The following is a 22,269-nucleotide window of genomic DNA, read 5'->3' as shown; positions in this document are numbered from 1 at the left end:
GATGGTAGTAGGAGATATCCCATGAATAAATCGTGGAAAGACAGCATCTACCTCCAACGGGAGGAACTGGCGCACATCCTGCGGGAACCCATGGCGCGTCTGGCGGAGCGTTGCACTCAGGCATGGGGAGACCGCGAACAACTTAATGCTATCCTCGATAGCGGTTTTTCCAGTATTCCCAATTGTACCTTCCTGTACTGCGTAGGCATGGATAGCATACAGATTTGCGACAATATCAGCCAATCCGGGATTACCTCTGGCCACTTTGGCCGCGACCGCTCCCAGCGTCCCTACATGAAGGAAGTCGTTCCATCCTGGGGATTCCTGCTCTCGGACGCCTACATCAGCCTGACCGAGCGCCGGCCTTCTCTGACGGCCCTGCAGGTTGTGCGCAGGGACGACCACTGGCTGGGTTATCTCGGTGCTGATTTCGACTTACGCAATCTGTCGGTGACATCGGAGCTCTACGATGAACCGGGCTATTGGCGACAAGTGAAAGGCGATCCGGCGATTCGTGGGACGGTTTTCTTGCAGAGTCGCGCCGAAAGCCCGATGGACAAGAACATGGATCAGGCCCTGTCCATTTTGGAAGAACTGCTCACCCAACGTGGCGTATTCCAATGTATTTTGCATTTCTCGAGTAGTCAGGCAACCATCTGGACTGTGGATGACCCGTTCCGCTATCGCATCCTGGATCATGAGGCCTTGAACGATCCGGATATCTGCCTGGTATTCCCGTCCCGGCCCTATCCGAGCAATGCGGCGATCCCCCAAGTCGATATCAAGCGTATTCTCAACACCATGCAATCCTTGCGTCTAGCCGATTCAACCTTCTATTTGCGCACGGCCTCGATCAATATTTTCAACGGCACCGTGAGCCTGACTTTTTCCTGCGACGGCTCCCATTACATGTCCTATGTCGAGTTCCTGATGAAAGACACGGCCTTCTGGTTCTGAGTGGCATAAAATATTTTCACAGTGCGGCAAAACCGGTGAAATCTGTTGTTAAGCTGTGTCGGTGATCATTTTCCGTTCCGCCCTCCAGAAGGAGAGATAGTCGCTCCATGCTAGATCAGGGATGAATTCGAAGACGGCAATGATTCCACAGGGAAACCCGGGCGGGCCTGGAAGGTTGTGACCCGTTGCGGCAACTCCCTGCGGAATATCCTTTTGAAATTATTCACATTGGAATCAATGAATGAGGATGGCTATTTTTTTAGCTCGCCACACACCGGGCAGGCCGGATCCTTCTTCAGCCTGATCGAACGCCACTCCATCCGCAATCCGTCGAGCAGCAGCAGTCGGCCATTCAGCGACTGACCGGCGCCACTCAGGATCTTAAGCGCTTCCGCCGCTTGGGTTGAGCCGATGATACCTACCAGCGGCGCGAACACGCCCATCACAGCACAGCGCTCGCCTTCATCACCAACTCCTTCAGGAAACAGGCAGTGGTAGCAAGGGCTGGAAGGGGCGCGCAAATCAAAAACGGCCACCTGTCCATCGAAGCGTATCGCCGCACCGGAAACCAGCGGCTTTTTGTGGGTGACGCAGGCGCGGTTGACGGCATGGCGGGTGGCGAAGTTGTCGCTGGCATCGAGTATGACATCGGACTGGGCGATGAGGTGGTTAAGTTCGTCCCCTTCGACGCGCTGCGGAATGGCCGTAATGTTGATTTCTGGGTTGATGGCGGCGAGCGTGAGCTGCGCCGATGTCGCCTTGTTGGTTCCGAGGGAATGGGTGAAGTGGGCGATCTGGCGCTGCAGGTTGGTGAGATCTACGCTGTCTCCGTCGCAGATCGTGATCCGACCGACGCCGCTGGCGGCAAGGTAGAGCGCGGCTGGGGAGCCCAGGCCACCGGCGCCGATGATCAGGGCGTGGGCGCCAAGCAGCTTTTCCTGACCCTCGATGCCGATCTGTGGCAGCAGGATGTGCCGGCTGTAGCGCAGGAGCTGATTGTCGTCCATTGGATAGCTCTTAGCTGTCAGTGACGTAGGTTGGGCACCCCCGTGCCCAACAAATGATCATGGGTTTGTCGGGCACAGCGTGCCCGACCTACATCTGACTCACTTGCGCTGCAGGATATTCAACCCCTTCAGCAGGTTGAGCGCCTGATTCAGCTGGTAGTCGTTTTTCGACACGATTTCGCCGGGCGCCGGTTTGCTGCTATCGGTTTTGTCATCTTTTCCCTTAGGCGCAATTTTTGGTGGCGCGGGTAGCTTGATCGACGGCGATTCGGACTTCTTGCCTTCCTCATCCTTGTTGCCGTTGGATAGATGGCGCTCCAGATCGGCTTCGCGCAGGTTGAACGCACCCTGCTGGTCGACTCCGCTGACCGTAGCCTCTTCGACGGCGATATCCGGGCTGATGCCCTTGGCCTGGATGGAGCGTCCATTGGGCGTGAAATAGCGCGACGTGGTCAGCTTGATGGCGGTGTTGTTTCCCAGCGGCAGGACGGTTTGCACCGATCCCTTGCCAAAGGTTTGCGTGCCCATGATGATGGCGCGCTTGTGATCCTGCAGGGCGCCGGCGACGATTTCCGAGGCCGAGGCCGAGCCACCGTTAACCAGCACCACCATGGGCACGGTTTTGGTTTCGGCGGGCAGATTTTTCAGGTAATCCTCCTGCGAAGCTGAGTGCAGGTAGTTTTCCTTGCTTGCCGTCAGCCTCATCTTGGCGTCCTCGGTGCGACCCTCGGTATACACTACCAGCGCATCTTTCGGCAGAAACGCCGTGGAAACTGCGACCGCACCGTTGAGCAGACCGCCCGGATCGTTGCGCAAATCCAGCACCAGCCCCTTCAGTGGTTCCTTGTTCTGCTTGTAGAACGTTTCCAGTGCCTTGGCCATGTTCTCGCCGGTGTGCTCCTGGAACTGGGTTATGCGGATATAGCCGTAGCCCGGTTCGACGAGTTTCGATTTTACACTCTGGATTTTGATGATGGCGCGCGTGAGGATGATGATCAGAGGTTTGGTTTCGCCCTTGCGGATCACGGTGAGAGTGATCTTGGTTCCGGGTTTACCGCGCATGCGTTTGACCGCGTCATTCAAAGTCAGTCCCTTGACCGGAGTTTCATCCAGCTTGATGATCAGATCACCGCTTTTTATGCCGGCCAGGAACGCCGGTGTATCCTCGATCGGTGACACCACCTTGACGAAGCCGTCCTCCATGCCCACCTCGATGCCGAGGCCACCAAATTCGCCTTGAGTGCCCACCCGCAAATCCTTGAACGCATCGGCGTCAAGGTAGGCAGAATGAGGGTCGAGACCGGTTAGCATTCCGTTAATCGCTTCGGTGATGAGCTTTTTATCTTCCACCGGTTCAACGTAGTCGCTCTTGATCTTGCCGAAGACCTCAGTGAAGGCGCGCAGGTCATCGATCGGTAGCGGATTGACGGCTTCCTTATCCTTGTTCGCTACTGCGGAGAAATTGAGGCTGATCATCACGCCGATGATGGCGCCAAAAAAGATCAAGCTTACTTTTTGCATTTTGCCGCGCATTACATTCATCCTCGTTTCACTTAAATATTTATCTAGTTCAGCTTGACCCAACCCATCGGGTCGAATGGTCGGCTTTTATGCCGCAATTCAAAGTATAAACCGGATTCTGCAATTCCGCCGCTGTTTCCCACTGCGGCGACGGCATCTCCTGCCCGAACGGTTTCGCCGGCCTGTTTGTAAAGGGTTTCATTGTTGCCGTAGAGGCTCATGTAGTCGTCGCCATGATCGACTATGATGATGTTGCCGAAGCCGCGCAGCCAGTCTGAAAACACCACTTGCCCATTGGCAATGCATTTGACGTCCTGCCCCGCTGCCGATTTGATGAACCAGCCTTTCCAGGTTGCGCCGCTGTCTTCACGTTGACTGCCGAAGCGATGGGCAAGTTCCCCGCGTACCGGAAAATTAAGCTTGCCTTTGAGCTGATGGAGCGCACCGCCGGATGGCTCGAATGTGGATTGGCTGCGATTGGATACAGCGGCGCTCTTTTGTTTCTTGGGTTTCGCCAGCCTGCTCAGGCGTTCAATCAATTGTGTCAGGCGTTTTTCGTCACGCTGCAGGCGCCCGATTTCATTGCGCTGGCTGGTTATTTTCTGGTTGATGCGAACCAGCACGGTTTTGCGCGCTTGCTTGTCCTTTTCCAGCTGAGCTTTCTGATGCGCCTGCTCTGATTTGACCTGTTCGAGCTCGGCGTTTTTCTCCTGGTAAAGCTGGGCGAGCTCCCGTGAATGAGTCAGGTTGGTGCGCAAGCTTTCGATCAGGGTGGCGCGCGCGCGGGATAGGTAAGTGTAATAGTGCAGCTGGCGTGCAAGCTGGTTGGGATCTTGCTGGTTGAGCAGGATTTTCAGGGGATCGTGCTGGCCGTTCAGGTAGTAGTGGGTGAGCAACTGGCTGAGTAGCGCTTGCTGCTTGCCTATTTTGCCCTGGGTGTCGCGGCTTTCGCGCTGTACCAGGCTCAGCGTGGCGCCAACGCTTTCCTGTTGCTGCGCCAGTTCCCGCAGTTGCCGGTTGGTCGAGCTGATAGCCTGCTCGGATTGTTTCAGCGCATCGGTGGCATCGGTCTTTTTGTCTTCTGCACTTTCGACTTCTTTTTGCAGGGTCTTGATGCGGTTACGCAGGCCGGAGAGATCGTCTTTCGGCGCGGCGTGAGTGATGAATGCGCAAGCCAGCCCGACAGCAAGGAAAATTGCTCGGGCAGGCCAGGCAGATGTCATTATTCGAATTCGATCAGGGGATGACCGGTCATTTCCGTGGGTTGTTGCAGCCCCATGATTTTCAGCAGCGTCGGGGCCACATCCTCGAGCGCACCGGTTTCGGCCAGATGTGCTTTGCGGCCGACGTACACAAAGGGCACCCGGTTCAAGGTGTGGGCAGTATGAGCCTGATGCGAGTTTTCATCTGCCATCATTTCCGCGTTGCCATGGTCGGCGGTAATCAGCACTTCTCCACCGTTGCGCTGCATTGTCTCGACTACCCGGCTTAAACACTGGTCCAGCGTTTCTATTGCCTTGACCGTTGCGGACATGACACCGGTATGGCCAACCATGTCGGCGTTGGCGTAATTGCAGATGATGGCGTCGTACTGGCGGCTCTCAATCGCCTCGACCAGCTTGTCGGTGACTTCGAAAGCGCTCATCTCCGGCTTCAGATCATAGGTGGGAACGTCCGGAGAAGGCACCAGAATACGGTCTTCGCCCGAGTAGACTCGCTCCTCTCCACCGTCGAAAAAGAAGGTGACATGGGCATATTTTTCGGTCTCCGCGATCCTGAGCTGCTTCAGGCCCAGATTCGAGATGTATTCACCAAAGCCGTTGCGGATCTGTTCCGGCGGATAAGCCACCCGCACGTTGAAATCCTTGCTGTATTCGGTGAGGGTGCAGTAAGAGGCGAGTTGCGGTACCTGCTCACGCTCGAACAATTCGAAGTCGGGTTCGATGAAGGCGCGCGTGATCTCGCGCGCTCGGTCGGAACGAAAATTCATGAATACCACTACGTCCCCATCCTCCATGCGCACCGGCTGTGCGCCGGGAGGGACGATGGTCGTAGCCTTGACGAACTCATCATTTTCGTCGCGAGCATAGGCCGCTGCCAAAGCGGCTTCCGCACTTTCCGCCTGATATTCCGCCTTGCCCTGAGTGAGCAGGTCGTAACCGGCCTTGACACGTAGCCAGCGCTTGTCGCGATCCATGACGTAGTAGCGGCCGATGATGGAGGCGATTCGCCCCGCTTTTAACTGGTCGCACTTTTCCTGGAGCCGACGCAGGTAATTCTGCGCGCTTCTTGGCGGCGTGTCGCGACCATCGAGGAAGGCGTGCAGGTAGATTTTCTCTATCCCGGCGCGGGCTGCCAGATCGAGCATGGCGTGGATATGTGTTTCGTGGCTATGTACCCCGCCATCGGACACCAATCCCATAATGTGCAAAGCCTTGCCGTTGCTCCTGGCAGTTTCCACTGCCTGGGTCAGGGCAGGATTGGCGAAGAAATTACCACTGCTGATGGCGCGATTGATGCGGGTGAATTCCTGGTAGACGACACGGCCAGCGCCGATGTTGAGGTGGCCTACCTCGGAGTTGCCCATTTGTCCGCTGGGTAATCCCACCGACGCTTCGGACGCATTGATGGTGGTATGGGGACAGGTCTGCCAGAGTTTATCCCAGTTGGGTTTGTGCGCGCTGGCAATGGCATTGTTATCCTGGCTTTCGCTGCAACCGAATCCATCCAGGATAATGAGTAAAACGGGGGTAACCTTCATACTGAAATTCTCTGGCTCGTTTTAAATTTTAAAGAAGTAGCATAATTTTATTATATTTTACTAATAATCGCATTATACTTAAATTCTTAATCTACCTCAGTATCCTGAAATATAGCTTAACGAAGGCGAGCAGATGGAATCTAATACAGTTGAATTGATCGACAAGGAAGAGCACATTGAGCAGGCGTCTCGCGCCATGAAAGCCATGTCGCATCCGCTGCGCCTGAAAATCCTGTGTGTGCTGGGTGACAGGGAAGTCAGTGTGCAGGATATTGTTGAAAGCGTGGGGACATCCCAAAGCAATATTTCTCAGCATCTGGCGATTTTACGTGACAAAGGCGTGTTGCGCACACGCAAGGATGCCAATCGAGTGTATTACCGGGTCGGCGATCCGCGTACGCTGAAATTGATCAGCCTGATGCGCGATGTTTTTTGCGGTTTCGCCAAGTAACGCCTATAACCAAATCTATTGTATCGGGTTCCATGTCATGTGGAATCCATCTGAGTGTTGCGCAGTACTCCCACCAAAGGTTCTCTTTAGCGGCTTGAATAATAAAGTATATTAGCATATACTAATTCTTTTTTTGGGGTCGAGCGTGCTTAAAACTGTCTGGATTCTGTTGGGGATATTCCTGGCTCCGCTGGCTCAGGCGGCGTTGCCTTTTGCTGTTGCGACGGTAGAGTACCGTGAGGTGGATCAGACCTACGCCGCCGAGGCACTGGTCGAGGCGGTCAAGCAGTCGACTGTGGCGGCTCAGATTTCCGGCCGTATTGTCGAAGTCAATTTCGATGTCGGCGAAACCGTGAAAAAAGGCCAGGTGCTGGTTCGTATTGATGAGAGCGAAGTCCGTCAGGCGGTCGCCGGCAGCGAGGCTGTAGTGGCCCAGGCGCGCGCCAATTTGCAGAATGCGCGCCAGCACTACGAGCGCACCAAGCAGTTGTTGGCGCAGAAATTCATCAGCCAGGCCGCCCTCGACAAGGCGCAGGCAGACTACAAGGCGGCCGAGGCGCAGTTGGCAGCTGCCCAGGCGAGCGCCGGTCAGGCCACCACTACCAGGGGCTTCACTGCGGTGATGGCACCTTACAGCGGCGTGGTCGCGGTCCGTCATGTCGAATTGGGAGAAATGGCGAGCCCCGGCAAGGCGCTAATGACGGGTTTCGACCCCAAGGATTTGCGTGTGGTGGCGAGTGTTCCCCAGTATAGGCTGGCGGAAGTGAATAGTGCCGCTCGCGCCCAGGTAGAATTTCCCTCTTTCAATAAGTGGATCACGGCCAAAGCGATGACCATCCTGCCCACTGCCGACGCGAGAACCCACACTACCCGTGTTCGCCTGGATCTGCCCGAAGATATCCGCAATGTCTACCCCGGCATGTTTGCGCGTGCTCACTTTTCCATCGGTCGGGCGAAGAAGCTGCTGGTGCCTGCGCAGGCCATCATCCGACGGAGCGAGGTGACCGCTGTGTACGTGGTTGACGCGAAAGGTGGCGTGACCTTCCGCCAGATCCGTCTGGGTGAGCCGGTGGCAGATAGCATGATCGAAGTTCTGGCCGGACTTTCTGCCGCTGAAACGGTGGCGCTGGAACCGGTCAAGGCGGGGATCTATTTGAAGGGTAAGCAGTGACGGGGTTTGGGCAATGAGTAAAGACACCCCTCCATCGCCCATCATCCCTAACTCATCACCGAATATGGGTGTTTCCGGCCGTATTGCCAAAACCTTCCTGCAGTCGCAGATGACGCCGCTGATCGCGCTCATCGCTTTTCTGCTCGGCCTGTTTGCCGTTATGGTGACGCCGCGCGAGGAAGAGCCGCAGATCAACGTTACCATGGCGAACGTGTTTATTCCCTTCCCCGGCGCTTCCGCCAAGGACGTGGAGAGCCTGGTGGCGACACCGGCCGAGCAGGTGCTGTCATTGATTACCGGCATCGAGCACATCTACTCTGTGTCGCGTCCCGGCATGGCGGTGCTGACCGTGCAGTACAAGGTGGGCGAGGATCGGACTCAGGCTTTGGTGCGCCTTTATGACACGGTTCAGTCGCATCGCGACTGGGTTTCTCCAAATCTCGGCGTAGGCGAGCCGATCATCAAACCGGTTGGCATCGATGACGTGCCTATCGTCAGCCTTACCTTGTGGACGGAAGATGCTACCCGCGGTGCCTATGAATTACGGCAGGTAGCTCATGCCGCCGAAATAGAACTGAAGCGGATCAAGGGGACGCGCGAAGTGAATACCCTGGGCGGGTCGAGCCGCGTGGTGCGGGTGATCATGGACGCCGAGCGGATGAATGCCTACCGTGTTTCCGCCCAGGATATCCGCGATGCCCTTCAGGTCAGCAATGCTTCCCAGCCTTCCGGCACGTTGGTAAAGAATAATCGTGAGGTGCTGGTGCAGACGGGTACCTTCCTGTCCAGCAGCGCGGACGTCAAGCAACTGGTGGTGGGCGTTGCCGAGGGCCGTCCAGTATTCATGGCCGACGTGGCACGAGTGGAGGACGGCCCCGATCAACCCAGTCGTTATGTCTGGCTAGGCACCGGTCCGGCATCGGCCGACAAGAAGATTGCTGGCAAGGGCGAATTCCCAGCGGTGACCCTGGCGGTCTCGAAAAAGCCGGGCGAGAATGCGGTGGAAGTCGCCGAGCGCGTCATCAAACGCGTCGACCAACTGTACGGCACCATCATCCCCGACGGCGTCCATGCCACGGTCACGCGCAACTATGGCGAAACCGCCAACGACAAGGCGCAGAAATTGATCGGCAAGCTGATTTTCGCCACCTCCTTCGTGGTGCTGCTGGTGCTGATGGCGCTGGGAAAGCGAGAGGCGTTGATTGTCGGCATGGCGGTAACCCTGACCCTGGCGGCGACATTGTTCGCTTCCTGGGCGTGGGGCTTTACCCTCAACCGAGTGTCGCTGTTCGCGCTGATCTTCTCCATCGGTATCCTGGTCGACGATGCCATCGTGGTGATGGAAAATATCCACCGCCGGCGCGAACTCGAACCCGGAAAACCGCTGGTTCAGGTGATTCCAGAGGCGGTGGACGAAGTCGGGGGTCCAACCATACTCGCCACCCTGACCGTGATCGCAGCGCTGTTGCCGATGGCTTTCGTCTCCGGCCTGATGGGGCCGTACATGAGCCCAATCCCGATCAACGCCAGTATTGGCATGCTGATTTCCCTCGCTATCGCCTTTACTGTGACGCCCTGGCTGGCGCTCAAGCTCCTGGCACACAAGCATGACGCGCCAAGCCATAGCGAACTCGGCGCAGAGAGCCGGCTGTTTGGTTTCTTCAGCGCGCGCCTGACGCCCTTCCTCAATCGCGAGCAGGGCAAGAGGAACCGCAGGAAGCTCTGGCTGGCGATCATCGGAATGATCGTTTTTGCGATCCTGCTGGCGGTATTCAAGATCGTGATCATGAAAATGCTGCCGTTCGACAACAAATCCGAATTCCAGGTGGTGGTGGACATGCCGGCGGGTACTCCGCTGGAGCAGACCGCGAGGGCGATGCGCGAAATCGGGGGCTATTTGTCTACTGTGCCGGAGGTGACCGACTACGAAGCGTATGTCGGTACAGCCTCGCCGATTAATTTCAACGGCCTGGTGCGCCAGTATTACCTGCGCAGTGGCAGTGAAATGGGTGATATACAGGTGAATCTGGTAGACAAGCACCACCGCGACCGCAAGAGCCATGAAATCGCGACGGGTGTGCGTCCCGAAATCGAGCGTATCGCTGCCCGGCATCAGGCCAAGGTTAAAGTGGTGGAAGTGCCGCCGGGCCCGCCAGTGATGTCACCGATCGTTGCTGAAGTTTACGGGCCGGACTATGAAGGGCAGATGCAGGTGGCGAAGCAGGTGCGCGCACAGTTCGCTAAAACTCCCGATATCGTGGCAATCGATGACACCATCGAGGAGAACACGAACAAGTTCGTCCTGCGTGTCCTGCAAGGCAAGGCAGCGTTGATGGGCGTGGCGCAGAGGGACGTAGTGGCGGTGATGCGCATGGGGCTGTCCGGCGAGGATGTGACCCCGATGCATGAAGGCGAGTCCAAGTTCGAGGTGCCGGTGCGCGTGACGCTGGCGCCCGAGCGGCAAAGCAGCCTGGACGAGTTGCTCAAGCTCACCGTGCGGGCGCAGGATGGCACACTGGTGCCGCTGTCGGAGCTGGTCAGCGTGGCGCAACTCGCACGCGAGAAATCCATTTATCACAAGGATTTATTGCCGGTGGTGTTCGTCGTCGGCGACATGGCCGGCAAGCTGGATAGCCCGCTCTATGGCATGTTCTCTATACGTTCTGCGATCGCCGGGATGAAACTGGCCGAAGGCGGGACTCTGGGCGACTATTTCATCCGGCAGCCGGACGACCATTACGCCGGCTACAGTATCAAGTGGGACGGGGAATGGCAGGTCACCTACGAGACCTTCCGCGACATGGGCATCGCCTACGCTGTCGGGTTGGTATTGATTTACTTGCTGGTGGTGGCGCAGTTCAAGTCGTACCTGGTGCCGCTCGTGATCATGGCGCCGATCCCGCTTACCATCATTGGCGTGATGCCCGGCCACGCTTTGCTCGGCAGCCAGTTCACCGCAACCAGCATGATCGGCATGATCGCACTGGCTGGCATCATCGTGCGCAATTCCATCCTGCTGGTGGATTTCGTCAATCAGCAAGTGGCAGAAGGCATGGTGTTTCAGGAAGCCGTGATTCGTTCAGCTAGTACACGCGCCAAGCCGATCGTGCTCACCGGTCTGGCGGCCATGCTTGGCGCGCTGTTCATCCTGGACGATCCGATTTTCAACGGCCTGGCTATTTCGCTGGTTTTCGGTATTTTCGTTTCCACGGTGCTGACTCTGGGGGTGATTCCGGTGCTGTATTACGCAGTCAACTACCGCAAGCATGCGTGATTTTTTCGCTATGCTCATTGTTAAAGTTTTTTATTTGTAACTTGTAAGGAGAAGTGAATTATGACCATCAACCGTATCGTTCGTATCGTCGCCGGTTTTTTTGTGCTGCTGTCGCTCGGCCTGGGTGTTTCCGGTAGCCCGATTTTCATCAACGCCAATTTCCTCTGGTTCACCGCCTTCGTCGGTGCCAATCTCTTCCAGAGCGGATTTACCAACCTTTGCCCGCTGGTGGCTATCCTAAAGAAGTTCGGCTTCAAGGAAGACTGCGCATCCTGCTGAACGCCGATAGGTTTTTGCTGGTAAACTTCTCAGCTTTCAGACGCAAAAACGCAAGGAGCATGTGGGTGCAATTCATACAGAATAATTTCGCGATCGTCATGCTGGTTCTGGTTAGCGGATTGATGCTGCTGTGGCCGTTGATCAATAGCCGCATTTCCGGCATCAAGGCGGTCGGAACTCTGGAGGCGACACAGTTGATTAACCATCAGAATGCGGTGGTGCTGGATGTGCGCGAAGACAGCGAATTCTACTCCGGGCATATTCCGCATTCGGTGCATGTTCCGCTCGGCCAGCTGGCCAAGCATGCGGAGCTGCAAAAGTACAAGAATCGCCCGGTCATCGCCATCTGCCGTAGCGGGATGCGCTCCGGCCGTGCATGCAGCGTACTGCGCAAGAACGGTTTTGAGCAAGTGTACAATCTGGCAGGTGGAATTTCCGCCTGGGAACGGGCAAATATGCCGATGGAGAAATGAAAATGGCGAACGTAACCATGTATTGCACCGCTGTGTGCCCTTATTGCACGATGGCGGAAAAGTTGTTGACGGCTAAGGGCGTGAAGGAAATCAACAAGATTCGCGTCGATCTCGATCCTGCCCAGATGGGCGAGATGATCGCAAAAACCGGTCGCCGTACAGTGCCTCAAATTTATATCGGCAGCACCCATGTGGGTGGCTTTGACGACCTCTCCGAGCTCGATCAAGGCGGTGGTCTGGCTCCCCTGCTGGCTGAGTGACACTGGGTCTGAACCACGATGAATATCGTCTGCCCCAAATGCCTCGCCACAAACCGGGTGCCGGATGAGCGCCTGGAGCAGAGTCCGAAATGTGGAAAATGCGGCGCAGCCCTTCTCGATGGTGCACCGATCGAGTTGGCAGCCAGCAGTTTCGGACCGTTTATTGCCAGGAACGAGTTGCCGGTTTTGGTGGATTTCTGGGCGTCGTGGTGTGGGCCATGTAAAATGATGGCACCGGTATTTGCTCAAGCAGCTGCCGAGATGAAAACCAGAGTGCGCTTCGCCAAGGTCAATACCGAACAGGAGCAAGCCCTGGCGCAGCAGTTCGGCATTCGCAGTATTCCCACCCTGGCACTGTTCAAGAATGGGGTTGAAGTAGACCGGGTTGCCGGGGCTCTCGATGCTGCGAATTTGAAAAGCTGGTTGATGCGACATTGATTTGGATGAGCTGGAATTCTTTATTTAATTATTAGTTAGGGATCTTCATGAGCGACGAACAACAACAACCGACTTTTTCCATCGAAAAAATTTACGTCAAGGATTTGTCCCTGGAAATTCCTCACGCGCCGAAAGTTTTCATGCTGCGCGAAACCCCGCAGATTGATGTGCAGTTGCACAATCAGGGAGGGAAAGTGGATGAAGGCGTCTATGAAATCGTGCTGACAGTCACTGTTACCGCCAAACTGGCCGAGGACAAGACTCTGTTTCTGGTGGAAGTCGCGCAGGCCGGGATTTTCCAGATACGCAATATTCCTGAGGCTGACCTGGAGCCGATCCTCGGGATCACCTGCCCGAACATCCTGTTCCCCTACGTACGCGAGACGATTTCAGACATGGTGTCGCGCGCCGGATTCCCTCCGGTACTGCTGAATCCGGTTAATTTCGAGTTGATGTACCAGCAGCAGCGCACAGAGCAACCGGAAGCTGCTGCTGCAGCAACGACACACTGATCGTTGTGATGGGCAGGGTCCAGACGTTGAGGAGGTTATTTCGCCTCATCGGGTTGGGCCTGCTGCTTTTTTCCGCTACAGGCGCGGTTCAGGCGCTGGACTATCGTTCCATCGGCTCGGAGCGCGCCATTCTGTACGATGCCCCCTCGACGCAGGCCAAGCGTCTGTTCGTGGTCGGCAAATATTATCCGGTTGAAATTATCGTCAACCTCGATCAGTGGGCCAAGGTGCGAGATAGTGCCGGCGAACTGGCCTGGGTCGAGAAGAAAAATCTGAAGGATGTGCGCATGGTGGTGGTGACGGTAGCTCGTGCCGACGTCCGCCAGGCTGCAGACCTTAATGCGCCGCTGGCTTTTCAGGCAGAGCGCGACGTCGCGTTGGAACTGGTTGAGCACGGTTCAACCGGCTGGCTGAAAGTACGCCACCGCGACGGCCAGGTCGGCTTCATCATGGCTAGTCAGGTTTGGGGCTCATGAAGATCGCCGTGCTGGGTGCCGGCGCGTGGGGAACGGCACTGGCCATCAGTCTCGCAGCACGCCATGAGGTGCACCTGTGGACACGTAATCCGGCTCAGTTTACCGAGATGTCGGAAGAGCGTACGAATCGGCGCTATCTGCCAGGACTTCCCTTTCCCGATGCCCAGCAGATCGAGCTGAAACTGGAGCAGGCGCTCGATCAGGCTGATCTGGCCTTGGTAGTCGTGCCCACTGCAGGCTTCAGGCAGGTAGTGAGGCAGATGGCCGAACTGGGCGCAAAAATGCCGCTGGTCTGGGCATGTAAGGGCTTCGAAGCGGGAACAGCCAAGTTGCCGCACCAAGTGGTGGCGGAGGAGTTGGGCGACAAGGCGCAATGTGGTGCACTGTCCGGGCCGAGCTTTGCCCTGGAGGTGGCCAGGGGGTTGCCGACGGCACTTACTCTGGCGTCCCGCGACGAGTCCTTTGCTCACGTCATGGCGCTGGAGTTGCACAGCCCCAGACTGCGGGTTTATTCAAGCCCGGATGTGGTCGGGGTCGAAGTTGGCGGCGCAGTCAAGAACGTCATGGCGATCGCAGCCGGAATCTCCGATGGCATGGGTTACGGTTACAACGCGCGCGCCGCCTTGATTACCCGTGGGCTGGCAGAAATTGGTCGGCTCGGTGTGGCCATGGGCGGCCGGCCGGAAACCTTCATGGGGCTGACCGGCGCGGGAGACCTGATCCTGACCTGCACCGGCGACCTGTCGCGCAACCGTACTGTGGGCTTGCGTCTTGCTCAGGGGCAGACGCTCGATACGATTCTGGCTGAACTGGGGCATATCGCCGAGGGCGTACATAGCGCGCGCGAAGTGTTGCGTCTGGCAGAAAGCATGAATGTGGAAATGCCGATCACCCAAGCGGTGTGTCAGGTGCTGTTCGAGGGGATGCCTCCCGGCAAGGCGGTGGAGGCTTTGCTTAACCGTGAACCCAAGGCGGAATGAAAAGATAGTCCTGAGTCCTGAGTAAAAAGACAGTGCCGAGTTGAAAGTCTAGAGTAAAATTTTTGCACTCAGCACTCAGCACTCAGCACTCAGCACTCAGCACTCAGCACTCAGCACTCAGCACTCAGCACTCAGCACTCAGCACTCAGCACTCAGCACTCAGCACTCAGCACTCAGCACTCAGCACTCAGCACTCAGCACTCAGCACTCAGCACTCAGCACTCAGCACTCAGCACTCACGCTCCGCCTTCGAACCCGATCTGGCGCCAAGCTTCGAACACCAGCACAGCGACCGAGTTGGACAGGTTCAGGCTGCGGCTTTCCGCCCGCATCGGCAGGCGGATACGCCGGCTTTCATCGAACTGTGCCAAGACATCTACCGGTAGTCCTCTTGTTTCCGGGCCGAATACGAATACATCATCGCGCTGAAAAGCGACCTCGCTGTATCTCATACTCCCCTTCGTTGTAAGCGCAAACATTCGCCTCCCGCTGAGCTGCCCCAGACACTCCGTCCAATTCTCATGGATTTTTATTGTGGCGTACTCATGGTAGTCCAGTCCGGCGCGCTGTAGCTGTTTATCCTCCAGCGAAAATCCGAGCGGTTTGACCAAGTGCAGTCTACAACCGGTGTTGGCGCTGAGACGGATGATGTTGCCGGTGTTGGGCGGGATTTCGGGCTGATACAGGACAATATCAAACATTGTATAGTTACTTTAGGGCTTTCAATGGTATAGAATCGTAAACTAATAAATTACTCTAAATACGGGGGCGGTTATGCCAAGGCCGGAAAAAGTCCGCCTGGGTGAAATCCTGGTGCAGCAGAAACTGATTTCGCAAGTGCAGCTCGACGCTGCGCTCGATCAGCAAAAGCGTTCCGGGCGCAGGCTTGGGCGTGTTTTCATCGAAAACGGCTACGTCACGGAAGAGCAGATTTCCGAAGCGCTGGCGAAGCAGCTCAATATCCCCCATATCAACCTCAAATATTATAACGTTAATCTGGAGGCGGTCGGGTTTCTGCCGGAGACCCAGGCAAGAAGATTCCGTGCCATCGTCCTGGAGCAGCGCGGCGACAACAGCCTACTGATAGGCATGGCGGATCCCAGCGATTTGTTCGCTTACGATGAGATTGCCCGGTTGGTGAAGAATGACATCGAGCTGGCAGTGGTGAACGAAGAACTGCTGCTGCAAACCATCGACCGGCTGTATCGCCGCACCGAGGAAATCACCGGTCTGGCACGCGAACTGGAGCAGGACCTGGGCGATGTGAGCGTAGACTTCGGCGCTCTGGGCGTGATCGCCGGCCAGGAAGACGCGCCGGTGGTGAAGCTGCTGCAGTCGGTATTTGACGATGCCACCCAGGTGCGCGCTTCGGACATCCATATCGAGCCGCAGGAAAGCAAGCTGCAAATTCGTTTCCGCATAGACGGTGTGCTGCACCTGCAAACCGAGGCCGACATCAAGATCGCCTCGGCTCTCGCGCTACGTATCAAGCTCATGTCGGGCCTGGATATTTCTGAAAAACGCTTGCCTCAGGATGGTCGCTTTGCGATTAAGGTCAAGCAGCAACAAATTGATGTGCGCCTTTCAACCATGCCTACCCAGTATGGCGAGTCCGTGGTGATGCGTCTTCTCAACCAGAGCGGCGGCATGCTAGCGCTGGATCACCTCGGCATGCCGGTCGGGATGCTGGAAAGATTCCGCAGCATCATTCGTCGTCCCAACGGTTTGGTGCTGGTCACCGGCCCTACCGGTAGCGGCAAAACCACCACGCTGTACGGTGCTCTGGCTGAACTGAATTCGCTGGAAAGAAAGCTGATCACCGTGGAAGACCCGGTGGAATATCGTCTACCAGGGATCAACCAGATCCAGGTCAACGAAAAAATAGACCTGACTTTTTCCCGTGTCCTGCGCTCGACCTTGCGTCAAGACCCGGATGTCATCCTGGTGGGCGAGATGCGCGATCAGGAAACCGCTCAAATCGGTTTGCGCGCGGCCATGACCGGTCACCTCGTGCTATCCACACTGCATACCAACGATGCCGAAAGCACACCGGTCCGGTTGCTCGACATGGGGGTGCCGCGCTATATGGTGGCGACTTCATTGCAAGTCGTGCTGGCACAGCGCCTGGTTCGTGTGATCTGCGAGAGCTGCACTAAACCTTACGCACTCAGGCCCAATGAGCATGAGTTTCTGAAGTTTGAATTGGGTGAAGGGGTGGATCAGCATGCCTACATGCATGGCCGCGGTTGCTCGCGCTGCAATGGCACCGGTTACCAGGGGCGGGTCGGTGTATATGAAATGCTGGAAATGAGTGAACCCCTTGTTGACGCGATCAGTCACCATGATCCGGGGCAATTCGTCAAATCAGCCCGCCAGCAGATGGCGGGTGAAACGCTTCGGAGGCATGCCGTGGCTCTGGTCATTGCAGGCAAAACCTCGGTGGCCGAGGCGATGCGCATCAGCAATCAGTTCGAGGATTAACGTGCCTTTCTTTGCATACAAGGCGCGCAACGTTCGCGGCGAGTTGACCCAAGGGGTGGTGGAAAGCGCCGATAGTAGCGCGGTGGCCGACCAACTGGTGAGCAGTGGCATGACTCCAGTCGAAATCACCCCCACAGCGGTCACCGCAGGGAATAGCGCAAACATCTGGTTGCAACAGCTATTCGCTGAGAAGGTGGGGCCGATGGATGTGCAGTTGTTCAGCCGCCAGCTGTATACCCTGCTCAAGGCCGGTGTGCCTATTATGCGCGGCTTGGCGGGGCTGCAGGAGTCCACTACGAACAAGGCGTTCGCCAGTGTGCTGCAGGATGTGCGCGAAAGTCTGGACAGCGGACGCGAACTGAGCGTTTCCATGAGCCGCCAGCCGCAGGTTTTTTCATCGTTCTACATCAGCATGGTACGGGTGGGTGAGATGACCGGCATGCTGGATCAGGTATTCCTGCGGCTGTTCGACCATCTGGAATTCGAGCGTGAAACCCGTGAGCGGGTAAAAGCCGCCTTGCGATACCCGATGTTTGTGGTCATCGCGATGATCGCCGCGATAGTCATAATCAACCTGTTCGTGATTCCTGCTTTCGCCAAAGTGTACGCCGGGTTTAATGCGGAATTGCCGTTCATGACCCAACTGCTGATCGCCGGATCCAATTTCACTGTTCGTTTCTGGCCGTTGCTGCTATTGCTAGCCATTTCCACGGTTGCAGGCTTTAGAGTTTATATTCGCACAGTTTCGGGCAAGTACCAGTGGGACAAGTTCAAGCTGCGTTTGCCTATCGCCGGCAAAATAATGTTGAAGGGTACGCTGGCGCGATTTGCTCGCAGCTTCGCTCTCGCCAGCAAAAGTGGCGTGCCGATTGTGCAAGGACTCACCGTGGTGGCGCAGGTGGTGGACAACGATTACATTGCAGAACATATCAATCAGATGCGCGAAGGCATCGAGCGGGGCGAGAGCGTATTGCGAACGGCAGTTGCTTCCGGCGTGTTTACACCGGTGGTGTTGCAAATGATTGCGGTAGGGGAGGAGACCGGCGAACTGGATGACCTGATGCAGGAAATCGCCGAAATGTATGATCGTGAGGTGGACTATGAGGTCAAAACTTTAAGCTCGCAGATCGAGCCGATTTTGATAGTCGGATTGGGTATATTGGTGTTAATCCTGGCGCTAGGGGTGTTCCTGCCGATATGGGATCTGGGCAAGGCGGCAATGCACAAATAATGGGGGAGCCGGCGGTGTGGCGGAAATCTGCAGGCGCGACCTTGCTGGAATTTGCCTTGATGATCTCGGTGCTGGGGGTTCTGGTATTCATTTTGCTGGACCGCATGACCTACTACCAGGAGTGGGTGGAAAAGGCCAATATGGAATATACCGCTGCCACCCTGAAGAGCGCTTTGCGGATGGAACTGGCCACCTTGATGGTGGAAGGGCGGATGCGGGAAATGCCCGCCATGGAAAAGCAGAATCCGATGACCTGGCTGGAACAGAAGCCGGCCAATTATCTCGGCGAGTTCGATGGCGCCCCGCCGGATACACAACCGCGCGACGGTTGGTATTACGACAGGAGCGCATGGGTGCTGGTGTACCGGGTGAACCGGGGTCGATATTTTGTGCCGGATAGTCGTGGCCGGCGGGAAGTGCGTTTTAGCGTTATGGCGATTTATGATAAATCTCCTGATGATATGAAACTAAGGGCTTCCCCGATGCCGCCATCGGGGATTAAACTGTCGTTAATCGAGGCGTACAAGTGGTTTTAGTTGGGCGAGAGCAGGCATAGAGTTTTGGCTCAGGTTTTCGGCAGATACGCCGATAATGGTATTCAGGCTTGGGGGATAAGGAAATGAAGCAACAAGGTTTTACCTTGATTGAACTGGTGGTGGTGATCACGATACTCGGGATTCTTGCAGCGACAGCTCTGCCTCGTTATGTGGCGATGCAGCGGGAAGCGCGCATTGCCAAAGCCCAGGGGTTGTATGGCGCTATTCGTTCGGCCTCGGCCCTGGCGCACGCCAGGTGCCTGCTGGACTTGTCCGGAATTGTGGCGGGTGGAACCTGTACAACTGCGGCCGGTACTGCTGCCATGGAAGGGACAGCAGTCGCGATGATTAACCAATATCCATCGCGTAGCACGGCTCCTGGCACCGGGATTATTCAGGCCGCGCAACTCTCAGCAAGTACGGATGGCGTGACCATTTCCTCTGGCGTCAACCCAACCATCATTCAGATAGCTGGAGCGACAACTGCGGCGAACTGCCAAATTTCCTATACGGAGGCGACGGCAGCAGCTGGGGTAGTCACTGCACCTGCGATTGTTATTGATGTCACAGATTGCTAATTACTGATTTTTTAGGAGAAGTGAAATGAAAAAAGCATCGGGTTTTACCTTGATTGAACTGGTGGTGGTGATTGTGATTCTGGGCATTTTGGCGGCGACTGCATTGCCGAAGTTTATTGATCTTTCAACTGAGGCGAAAGCTGCAGCATTAGGTGGAGTGGCAGGAGGGATGGCGTCTGCAATGGCCATCAATTATGCAGGCTGTTCGGCTGTGAAAAACGTACCTGCTGCTAACAAGTGCGTCGCAGTTAGCAACTGCTCTGACACTGCAACTCTCATGCAGGGGGGTATACCGAGCGGCTATACAGTTGCGGCAGCTACCCTTACCACCACCAACGGTGCTACGGCGAACTGTACCGTTACTCAGACGGATGGGAGCGCTACTAAAACCTACACGGGCATTGCCGCCGGTAATTGATAAGACAAAGGGGTGCCCACTGTTTTCAATTGCAAGTTAATTTGTGGGCTAACTGCGCTTCTGGCGCAGTGCGATTAAAGGAGCGCGAAAGCGCTCTTTTTTTGCTTTGATAAACGTGCCGGGTTGCTGTTCGGGATGAGATAAAAGCGATGCGAGATAACTATCTGCCAAGTCCGAGTTTTGATACAAATCACTTGATGCGAAGGTCTTGCGCGTTGCAGAGGGGAGTGGGTGGTTTCACTCTGGTTGAGTTAATTGTTATCCTGATCATTATTGGTGTGCTGGCTGTGGCGGCGATTCCGCGTTTCATGGATCAATCGGTGTTTGAGACGCGAGGTTTTCATGATGAAACCATGTCCCTGCTGCGTTACGCGCAAAAAGCCGCGATTGCCCAGCGGCGCTCGGTCTGTGTAACGCTCAACGCCACGGGGGTGACCATGATGATTGCCGGCACGGCACCCCCTTCCACTACCTGCAACTCGGCGCTTGCCTTTCCTTCCGCGCCACGGGGTGGAACGGGCTTGTCTGCCACGGTTGGCAGTTTTACGTTTCTAGCCTCCGGAGCAACGGATAAGGCAGCGAATGTATCGATTTCCTTTCCTGACGGCAGTGGTATTAAGGTTGATGCGGTGACCGGTTATGTTTACTGACCCCATCAGGTGTTGGCGGCAGCAACGAGGCATATCGCTTATCGAGCTGATTATTTTTATCGTCATCGTCAGTGTGTCCATTGTGGGCATTCTGTCGGTGATGAATGTAACCGTGAAATCCAGCGCCGACCCCATGGTGCGCAAGCAGGCGATGGCCATGGCCGAGGCGATTCTGGAAGAGGTGCTGGCTAAGGACTATGTCAATCCCGCGGGCGGTTTTGCCGAGGCAGATTTCAATACTTGCGCCGGGCGTTTGCAATATGACGATGTTGATGACTATGCCTGTTTCGATGGCGTACCGGCAACCGCTGTCATCAAGGGCAACGCCACTTTGGGGGCGGGCTCCATCGCATCGCTTGCGGCTTATTCTGCCACGATAGCGGTGGCAAGTGTGACCGTGAACGCCGTTGCCATGAAGAAAATTACAGTAACGGTTGCGGGTAGTGGCGACACCATCCAACTTTCCGGCTATCGGGCTGGTTATTGAAAATGATAGACCCCAAACCATTTCCTGCCGAGCACGGCTTCACCTTGGTCGAGATGGTCATGGTGATTGTAATTACTGGCATCCTTGCCGGCATGGTAGCGGTATTCATCAAAAGCCCCGTGGATAGTTATTTCGATTCCGCCCGCCGGGCAGAGCTTACTGATGTTGCCGATACCGTGGTGCGGCGCATGGCGCGCGATATTCGTCTGGCGCTGCCTAACAGCGTGCGCAATCCCACTAGCGGAACTGACCAGTGTCTCGAATTCATGCCGACCAAGATCGGCGGACGTTACCGTGTGAATGAGGAGGGTGCAACAGGCAGCGGCGACAAGCTGGATTTCAGCGTAATCGATGCAAGTTTTGACATGCTCTGGCTGAATAGTACGCTGCCCGCAGCGGACCGGATTGCCGCCGGCGATGTGGTGGTGGTATACAACGATGGCAGCGCTAGCGGCAATGCCTATCTTGGTGCAAATGCCATCCAGGTGGCCGGCGTCGTCGAGCCAGGTGGCACCGCCAATACCACGGCCATTACCTTCGTCGGCACTGGGACGGCGACACCCTTCAATCGCAAGCAACTACCCAGTGAGTCTCCTGCCTATCGTTTCCAGGTGATCCCTGCCAACGAGCATGTGGTGGCTTATCGTTGCAGCGGTGGCGTGCTTTACCGCTACTCGCGCCAGCTGACTGGTGCCTGGGCGCAACCGGCAGACTGCCCGACTATGGCCCCGGTTGCGGCAAGCGCCATTCTGGCCCAGAACGTCACCTCGTGTAGCCTTCATTACGAAGCGCCTGGATCCAGTACCGGCCTGAGTCGCTTCGGTATTGTTTCCATTTCGCTGGAAATGACGCAGTCCGGCGAGAGTGTGCAGCTGTATCATCAAGTTCATGTGGACAATACGCCATGAACATACAGCGCATCTTTTTCACGAAATGCTCGCAACGTGGGTTTGCGATCGTTTCGGCGATTTTCCTGTTGGTGATCCTGTCGGCGTTGGGGGCATTCATGCTGACCCTGTCGAATACCCAGCACCTGACATCGGCACAGGATATCCAGGGTACACGAACCTATTGGATAGCCAAGGCCGGCGTTCAGTGGGTGGCGGCCAGCATTAATACAGCCGCGGCATGTCCGGCCTCTCCAACCTCGTACACCTTGGATGGATTTTCCGTTACTGTAACCTGTGCGGCCAATATCTATACCGAGGGCTCGGACAGCAAGACTGTTTACTGGGTGCAATCCACCGCGACGGCTGGGGGTGGTGTCGGCAGCGTTGGTTATACCGAAAGGGTTGTCAATGCGTTTATCGAGTTCTGATCGATTTGAA

At 56.1% G+C, this 22,269-nt stretch carries 25 protein-coding genes; 20 read left to right on the top strand and 5 right to left on the bottom strand.

Annotated elements, in window-relative coordinates; all coding sequences use genetic code 11:
- Positions 1-21 precede the first annotated feature (21 nt).
- Complete coding sequence (locus SCD_RS13365; RefSeq protein ID WP_009207538.1) at positions 22-957, top strand: PDC sensor domain-containing protein; 936 nt, start codon at positions 22-24, stop codon at positions 955-957.
- A gap of 251 nt (positions 958-1,208) precedes the next feature.
- Here SCD_RS13365 and SCD_RS13360 read toward each other — a convergent pair whose 3' ends face one another.
- The 4 genes from SCD_RS13360 to gpmI all read right to left on the bottom strand — a co-directional run bounded on the left by SCD_RS13360 (position 1,209) and on the right by gpmI (position 6,246).
- A complete protein-coding gene (locus SCD_RS13360) occupies positions 1,209-1,964 on the bottom strand; it encodes a HesA/MoeB/ThiF family protein (protein ID WP_009207539.1) in 756 nt (251 codons plus the stop codon).
- A gap of 99 nt (positions 1,965-2,063) precedes the next feature.
- On the bottom strand, positions 2,064-3,497 hold the full coding sequence (locus SCD_RS13355; RefSeq protein WP_009207540.1) for a S41 family peptidase: 1,434 nt from the start codon (positions 3,495-3,497) through the stop codon (positions 2,064-2,066).
- 32 nt (positions 3,498-3,529) lie between these two features.
- On the bottom strand, positions 3,530-4,708 hold the full coding sequence (locus tag SCD_RS13350) for a murein hydrolase activator EnvC family protein (protein ID WP_009207541.1): 1,179 nt from the start codon (positions 4,706-4,708) through the stop codon (positions 3,530-3,532).
- Positions 4,708-6,246, bottom strand: coding sequence for a 2,3-bisphosphoglycerate-independent phosphoglycerate mutase (gpmI, locus tag SCD_RS13345; RefSeq protein ID WP_009207542.1), 1,539 nt, complete (start codon positions 6,244-6,246; stop codon positions 4,708-4,710). Before gpmI ends, SCD_RS13350 begins: the two co-directional genes overlap by 1 nt.
- Positions 6,247-6,379: 133 nt before the next feature.
- On the opposite strand from gpmI, the gene SCD_RS13340 reads away from it, so the two are divergent.
- The 10 genes from SCD_RS13340 to SCD_RS13295 all read left to right on the top strand — a co-directional run bounded on the left by SCD_RS13340 (position 6,380) and on the right by SCD_RS13295 (position 14,560).
- On the top strand, positions 6,380-6,697 hold the full coding sequence (locus SCD_RS13340; protein WP_009207543.1) for an ArsR/SmtB family transcription factor: 318 nt from the start codon (positions 6,380-6,382) through the stop codon (positions 6,695-6,697).
- 145 nt (positions 6,698-6,842) lie between these two features.
- Complete coding sequence (locus SCD_RS13335; RefSeq protein ID WP_009207545.1) at positions 6,843-7,868, top strand: efflux RND transporter periplasmic adaptor subunit; 1,026 nt, start codon at positions 6,843-6,845, stop codon at positions 7,866-7,868.
- A 13-nt stretch (positions 7,869-7,881) separates the two neighbouring features.
- A complete protein-coding gene (locus SCD_RS13330; protein WP_009207546.1) occupies positions 7,882-11,142 on the top strand; it encodes an efflux RND transporter permease subunit in 3,261 nt (1,086 codons plus the stop codon).
- 60 nt (positions 11,143-11,202) lie between these two features.
- Positions 11,203-11,421 carry a YgaP family membrane protein gene (locus SCD_RS13325; protein WP_009207547.1) on the top strand — a complete coding sequence of 73 codons (219 nt, stop codon included), beginning with the start codon at positions 11,203-11,205 and terminating at the stop codon, positions 11,419-11,421.
- 59 nt (positions 11,422-11,480) lie between these two features.
- Complete coding sequence (locus tag SCD_RS13320; protein WP_041673513.1) at positions 11,481-11,894, top strand: rhodanese-like domain-containing protein; 414 nt, start codon at positions 11,481-11,483, stop codon at positions 11,892-11,894.
- A gap of 2 nt (positions 11,895-11,896) precedes the next feature.
- The gene (gene grxC / locus SCD_RS13315; RefSeq protein WP_041673512.1) at positions 11,897-12,154 is read left to right on the top strand and encodes a glutaredoxin 3; all 258 of its coding nucleotides are present in this window, start codon (positions 11,897-11,899) and stop codon (positions 12,152-12,154) included.
- A gap of 18 nt (positions 12,155-12,172) precedes the next feature.
- On the top strand, positions 12,173-12,592 hold the full coding sequence (trxC, locus tag SCD_RS13310) for a thioredoxin TrxC (RefSeq protein WP_009207550.1): 420 nt from the start codon (positions 12,173-12,175) through the stop codon (positions 12,590-12,592).
- A gap of 47 nt (positions 12,593-12,639) precedes the next feature.
- A complete protein-coding gene (gene secB, locus SCD_RS13305) occupies positions 12,640-13,104 on the top strand; it encodes a protein-export chaperone SecB (protein WP_009207551.1) in 465 nt (154 codons plus the stop codon).
- A gap of 8 nt (positions 13,105-13,112) precedes the next feature.
- Entirely contained in the window at positions 13,113-13,580 is a 468-nt protein-coding gene (locus SCD_RS13300) for an SH3 domain-containing protein (RefSeq protein WP_023507025.1), read from the top strand.
- Entirely contained in the window at positions 13,577-14,560 is a 984-nt protein-coding gene (locus SCD_RS13295; protein ID WP_009207553.1) for an NAD(P)H-dependent glycerol-3-phosphate dehydrogenase, read from the top strand. Before SCD_RS13300 ends, SCD_RS13295 begins: the two co-directional genes overlap by 4 nt.
- Positions 14,561-14,796: 236 nt before the next feature.
- Here SCD_RS13295 and trmL read toward each other — a convergent pair whose 3' ends face one another.
- Positions 14,797-15,261 carry a tRNA (uridine(34)/cytosine(34)/5-carboxymethylaminomethyluridine(34)-2'-O)-methyltransferase TrmL gene (gene trmL, locus SCD_RS13290; RefSeq protein ID WP_009207554.1) on the bottom strand — a complete coding sequence of 155 codons (465 nt, stop codon included), beginning with the start codon at positions 15,259-15,261 and terminating at the stop codon, positions 14,797-14,799.
- Between the two features lie 73 nt (positions 15,262-15,334).
- Between trmL and SCD_RS13285 the strand changes: the two genes are divergently transcribed.
- The 9 genes from SCD_RS13285 (at position 15,335) to SCD_RS13245 (ending at position 22,259) form a co-directional block, all read left to right on the top strand.
- Complete coding sequence (locus SCD_RS13285) at positions 15,335-17,041, top strand: GspE/PulE family protein (protein WP_009207555.1); 1,707 nt, start codon at positions 15,335-15,337, stop codon at positions 17,039-17,041.
- Between the two features lies 1 nt (position 17,042).
- On the top strand, positions 17,043-18,272 hold the full coding sequence (locus SCD_RS13280; RefSeq protein WP_009207556.1) for a type II secretion system F family protein: 1,230 nt from the start codon (positions 17,043-17,045) through the stop codon (positions 18,270-18,272).
- A gap of 14 nt (positions 18,273-18,286) precedes the next feature.
- Positions 18,287-18,808, top strand: a complete 522-nt coding sequence (locus SCD_RS13275; RefSeq protein ID WP_148290788.1) for a hypothetical protein — start codon at positions 18,287-18,289, stop codon at positions 18,806-18,808.
- A gap of 83 nt (positions 18,809-18,891) precedes the next feature.
- Positions 18,892-19,386: a type II secretion system protein gene (locus SCD_RS17035; RefSeq protein WP_041673511.1), complete on the top strand. Its 495-nt coding sequence runs from the start codon at positions 18,892-18,894 to the stop codon at positions 19,384-19,386.
- Between the two features lie 25 nt (positions 19,387-19,411).
- Positions 19,412-19,804 carry a type II secretion system protein gene (locus SCD_RS17030; protein WP_009207559.1) on the top strand — a complete coding sequence of 131 codons (393 nt, stop codon included), beginning with the start codon at positions 19,412-19,414 and terminating at the stop codon, positions 19,802-19,804.
- A gap of 227 nt (positions 19,805-20,031) precedes the next feature.
- Positions 20,032-20,454 carry a GspH/FimT family pseudopilin gene (locus SCD_RS15885; protein WP_009207560.1) on the top strand — a complete coding sequence of 141 codons (423 nt, stop codon included), beginning with the start codon at positions 20,032-20,034 and terminating at the stop codon, positions 20,452-20,454.
- Positions 20,444-20,941 (top strand): type IV pilus modification PilV family protein, encoded by a 498-nt coding sequence (locus SCD_RS13255; protein WP_009207561.1) that lies wholly within the window; start codon positions 20,444-20,446, stop codon positions 20,939-20,941. The genes SCD_RS15885 and SCD_RS13255 overlap by 11 nt, the downstream gene beginning before the upstream one ends.
- 2 nt (positions 20,942-20,943) lie before the next feature.
- Positions 20,944-21,849: a type II secretion system protein gene (locus SCD_RS13250; protein ID WP_009207562.1), complete on the top strand. Its 906-nt coding sequence runs from the start codon at positions 20,944-20,946 to the stop codon at positions 21,847-21,849.
- Entirely contained in the window at positions 21,846-22,259 is a 414-nt protein-coding gene (locus SCD_RS13245; protein WP_009207563.1) for a hypothetical protein, read from the top strand. Before SCD_RS13250 ends, SCD_RS13245 begins: the two co-directional genes overlap by 4 nt.
- Positions 22,260-22,269: the final 10 nt, after the last annotated feature.

Origin of the sequence: Sulfuricella denitrificans skB26 (genome assembly GCF_000297055.2) — a bacterium.
Lineage (GTDB): Bacteria > Pseudomonadota > Gammaproteobacteria > Burkholderiales > Sulfuricellaceae > Sulfuricella > Sulfuricella denitrificans.
The sequence above is the reverse complement of the archived record's forward strand: the minus strand, read 5'-3'. Positions and strand labels throughout refer to the sequence as shown.

Bases quoted from the DNA above. Each gene is read 5' to 3' on its own strand.
- SCD_RS13365 (WP_009207538.1), top strand. From the start codon at position 22: ATGAATAAATCGTGGAAAGACAGCATCTACCTCCAACGGGAGGAACTG.
- SCD_RS13360 (WP_009207539.1), bottom strand. From the start codon at position 1,964: ATGGACGACAATCAGCTCCTGCGCTACAGCCGGCACATCCTGCTGCCA.
- SCD_RS13355 (WP_009207540.1), bottom strand. From the start codon at position 3,497: ATGCGCGGCAAAATGCAAAAAGTAAGCTTGATCTTTTTTGGCGCCATC.
- SCD_RS13350 (WP_009207541.1), bottom strand. From the start codon at position 4,708: ATGACATCTGCCTGGCCTGCCCGAGCAATTTTCCTTGCTGTCGGGCTG.
- gpmI (WP_009207542.1), bottom strand. From the start codon at position 6,246: ATGAAGGTTACCCCCGTTTTACTCATTATCCTGGATGGATTCGGTTGC.
- SCD_RS13340 (WP_009207543.1), top strand. From the start codon at position 6,380: ATGGAATCTAATACAGTTGAATTGATCGACAAGGAAGAGCACATTGAG.
- SCD_RS13330 (WP_009207546.1), top strand. From the start codon at position 7,882: ATGAGTAAAGACACCCCTCCATCGCCCATCATCCCTAACTCATCACCG.
- SCD_RS13325 (WP_009207547.1), top strand. From the start codon at position 11,203: ATGACCATCAACCGTATCGTTCGTATCGTCGCCGGTTTTTTTGTGCTG.
- SCD_RS13320 (WP_041673513.1), top strand. From the start codon at position 11,481: ATGTGGGTGCAATTCATACAGAATAATTTCGCGATCGTCATGCTGGTT.
- grxC (WP_041673512.1), top strand. From the start codon at position 11,897: ATGGCGAACGTAACCATGTATTGCACCGCTGTGTGCCCTTATTGCACG.
- trxC (WP_009207550.1), top strand. From the start codon at position 12,173: ATGAATATCGTCTGCCCCAAATGCCTCGCCACAAACCGGGTGCCGGAT.
- secB (WP_009207551.1), top strand. From the start codon at position 12,640: ATGAGCGACGAACAACAACAACCGACTTTTTCCATCGAAAAAATTTAC.
- SCD_RS13300 (WP_023507025.1), top strand. From the start codon at position 13,113: ATGGGCAGGGTCCAGACGTTGAGGAGGTTATTTCGCCTCATCGGGTTG.
- SCD_RS13295 (WP_009207553.1), top strand. From the start codon at position 13,577: ATGAAGATCGCCGTGCTGGGTGCCGGCGCGTGGGGAACGGCACTGGCC.
- trmL (WP_009207554.1), bottom strand. From the start codon at position 15,261: ATGTTTGATATTGTCCTGTATCAGCCCGAAATCCCGCCCAACACCGGC.
- SCD_RS13285 (WP_009207555.1), top strand. From the start codon at position 15,335: ATGCCAAGGCCGGAAAAAGTCCGCCTGGGTGAAATCCTGGTGCAGCAG.
- SCD_RS17035 (WP_041673511.1), top strand. From the start codon at position 18,892: ATGAAGCAACAAGGTTTTACCTTGATTGAACTGGTGGTGGTGATCACG.
- SCD_RS17030 (WP_009207559.1), top strand. From the start codon at position 19,412: ATGAAAAAAGCATCGGGTTTTACCTTGATTGAACTGGTGGTGGTGATT.
- SCD_RS13255 (WP_009207561.1), top strand. From the start codon at position 20,444: ATGTTTACTGACCCCATCAGGTGTTGGCGGCAGCAACGAGGCATATCG.
- SCD_RS13250 (WP_009207562.1), top strand. From the start codon at position 20,944: ATGATAGACCCCAAACCATTTCCTGCCGAGCACGGCTTCACCTTGGTC.
- SCD_RS13245 (WP_009207563.1), top strand. From the start codon at position 21,846: ATGAACATACAGCGCATCTTTTTCACGAAATGCTCGCAACGTGGGTTT.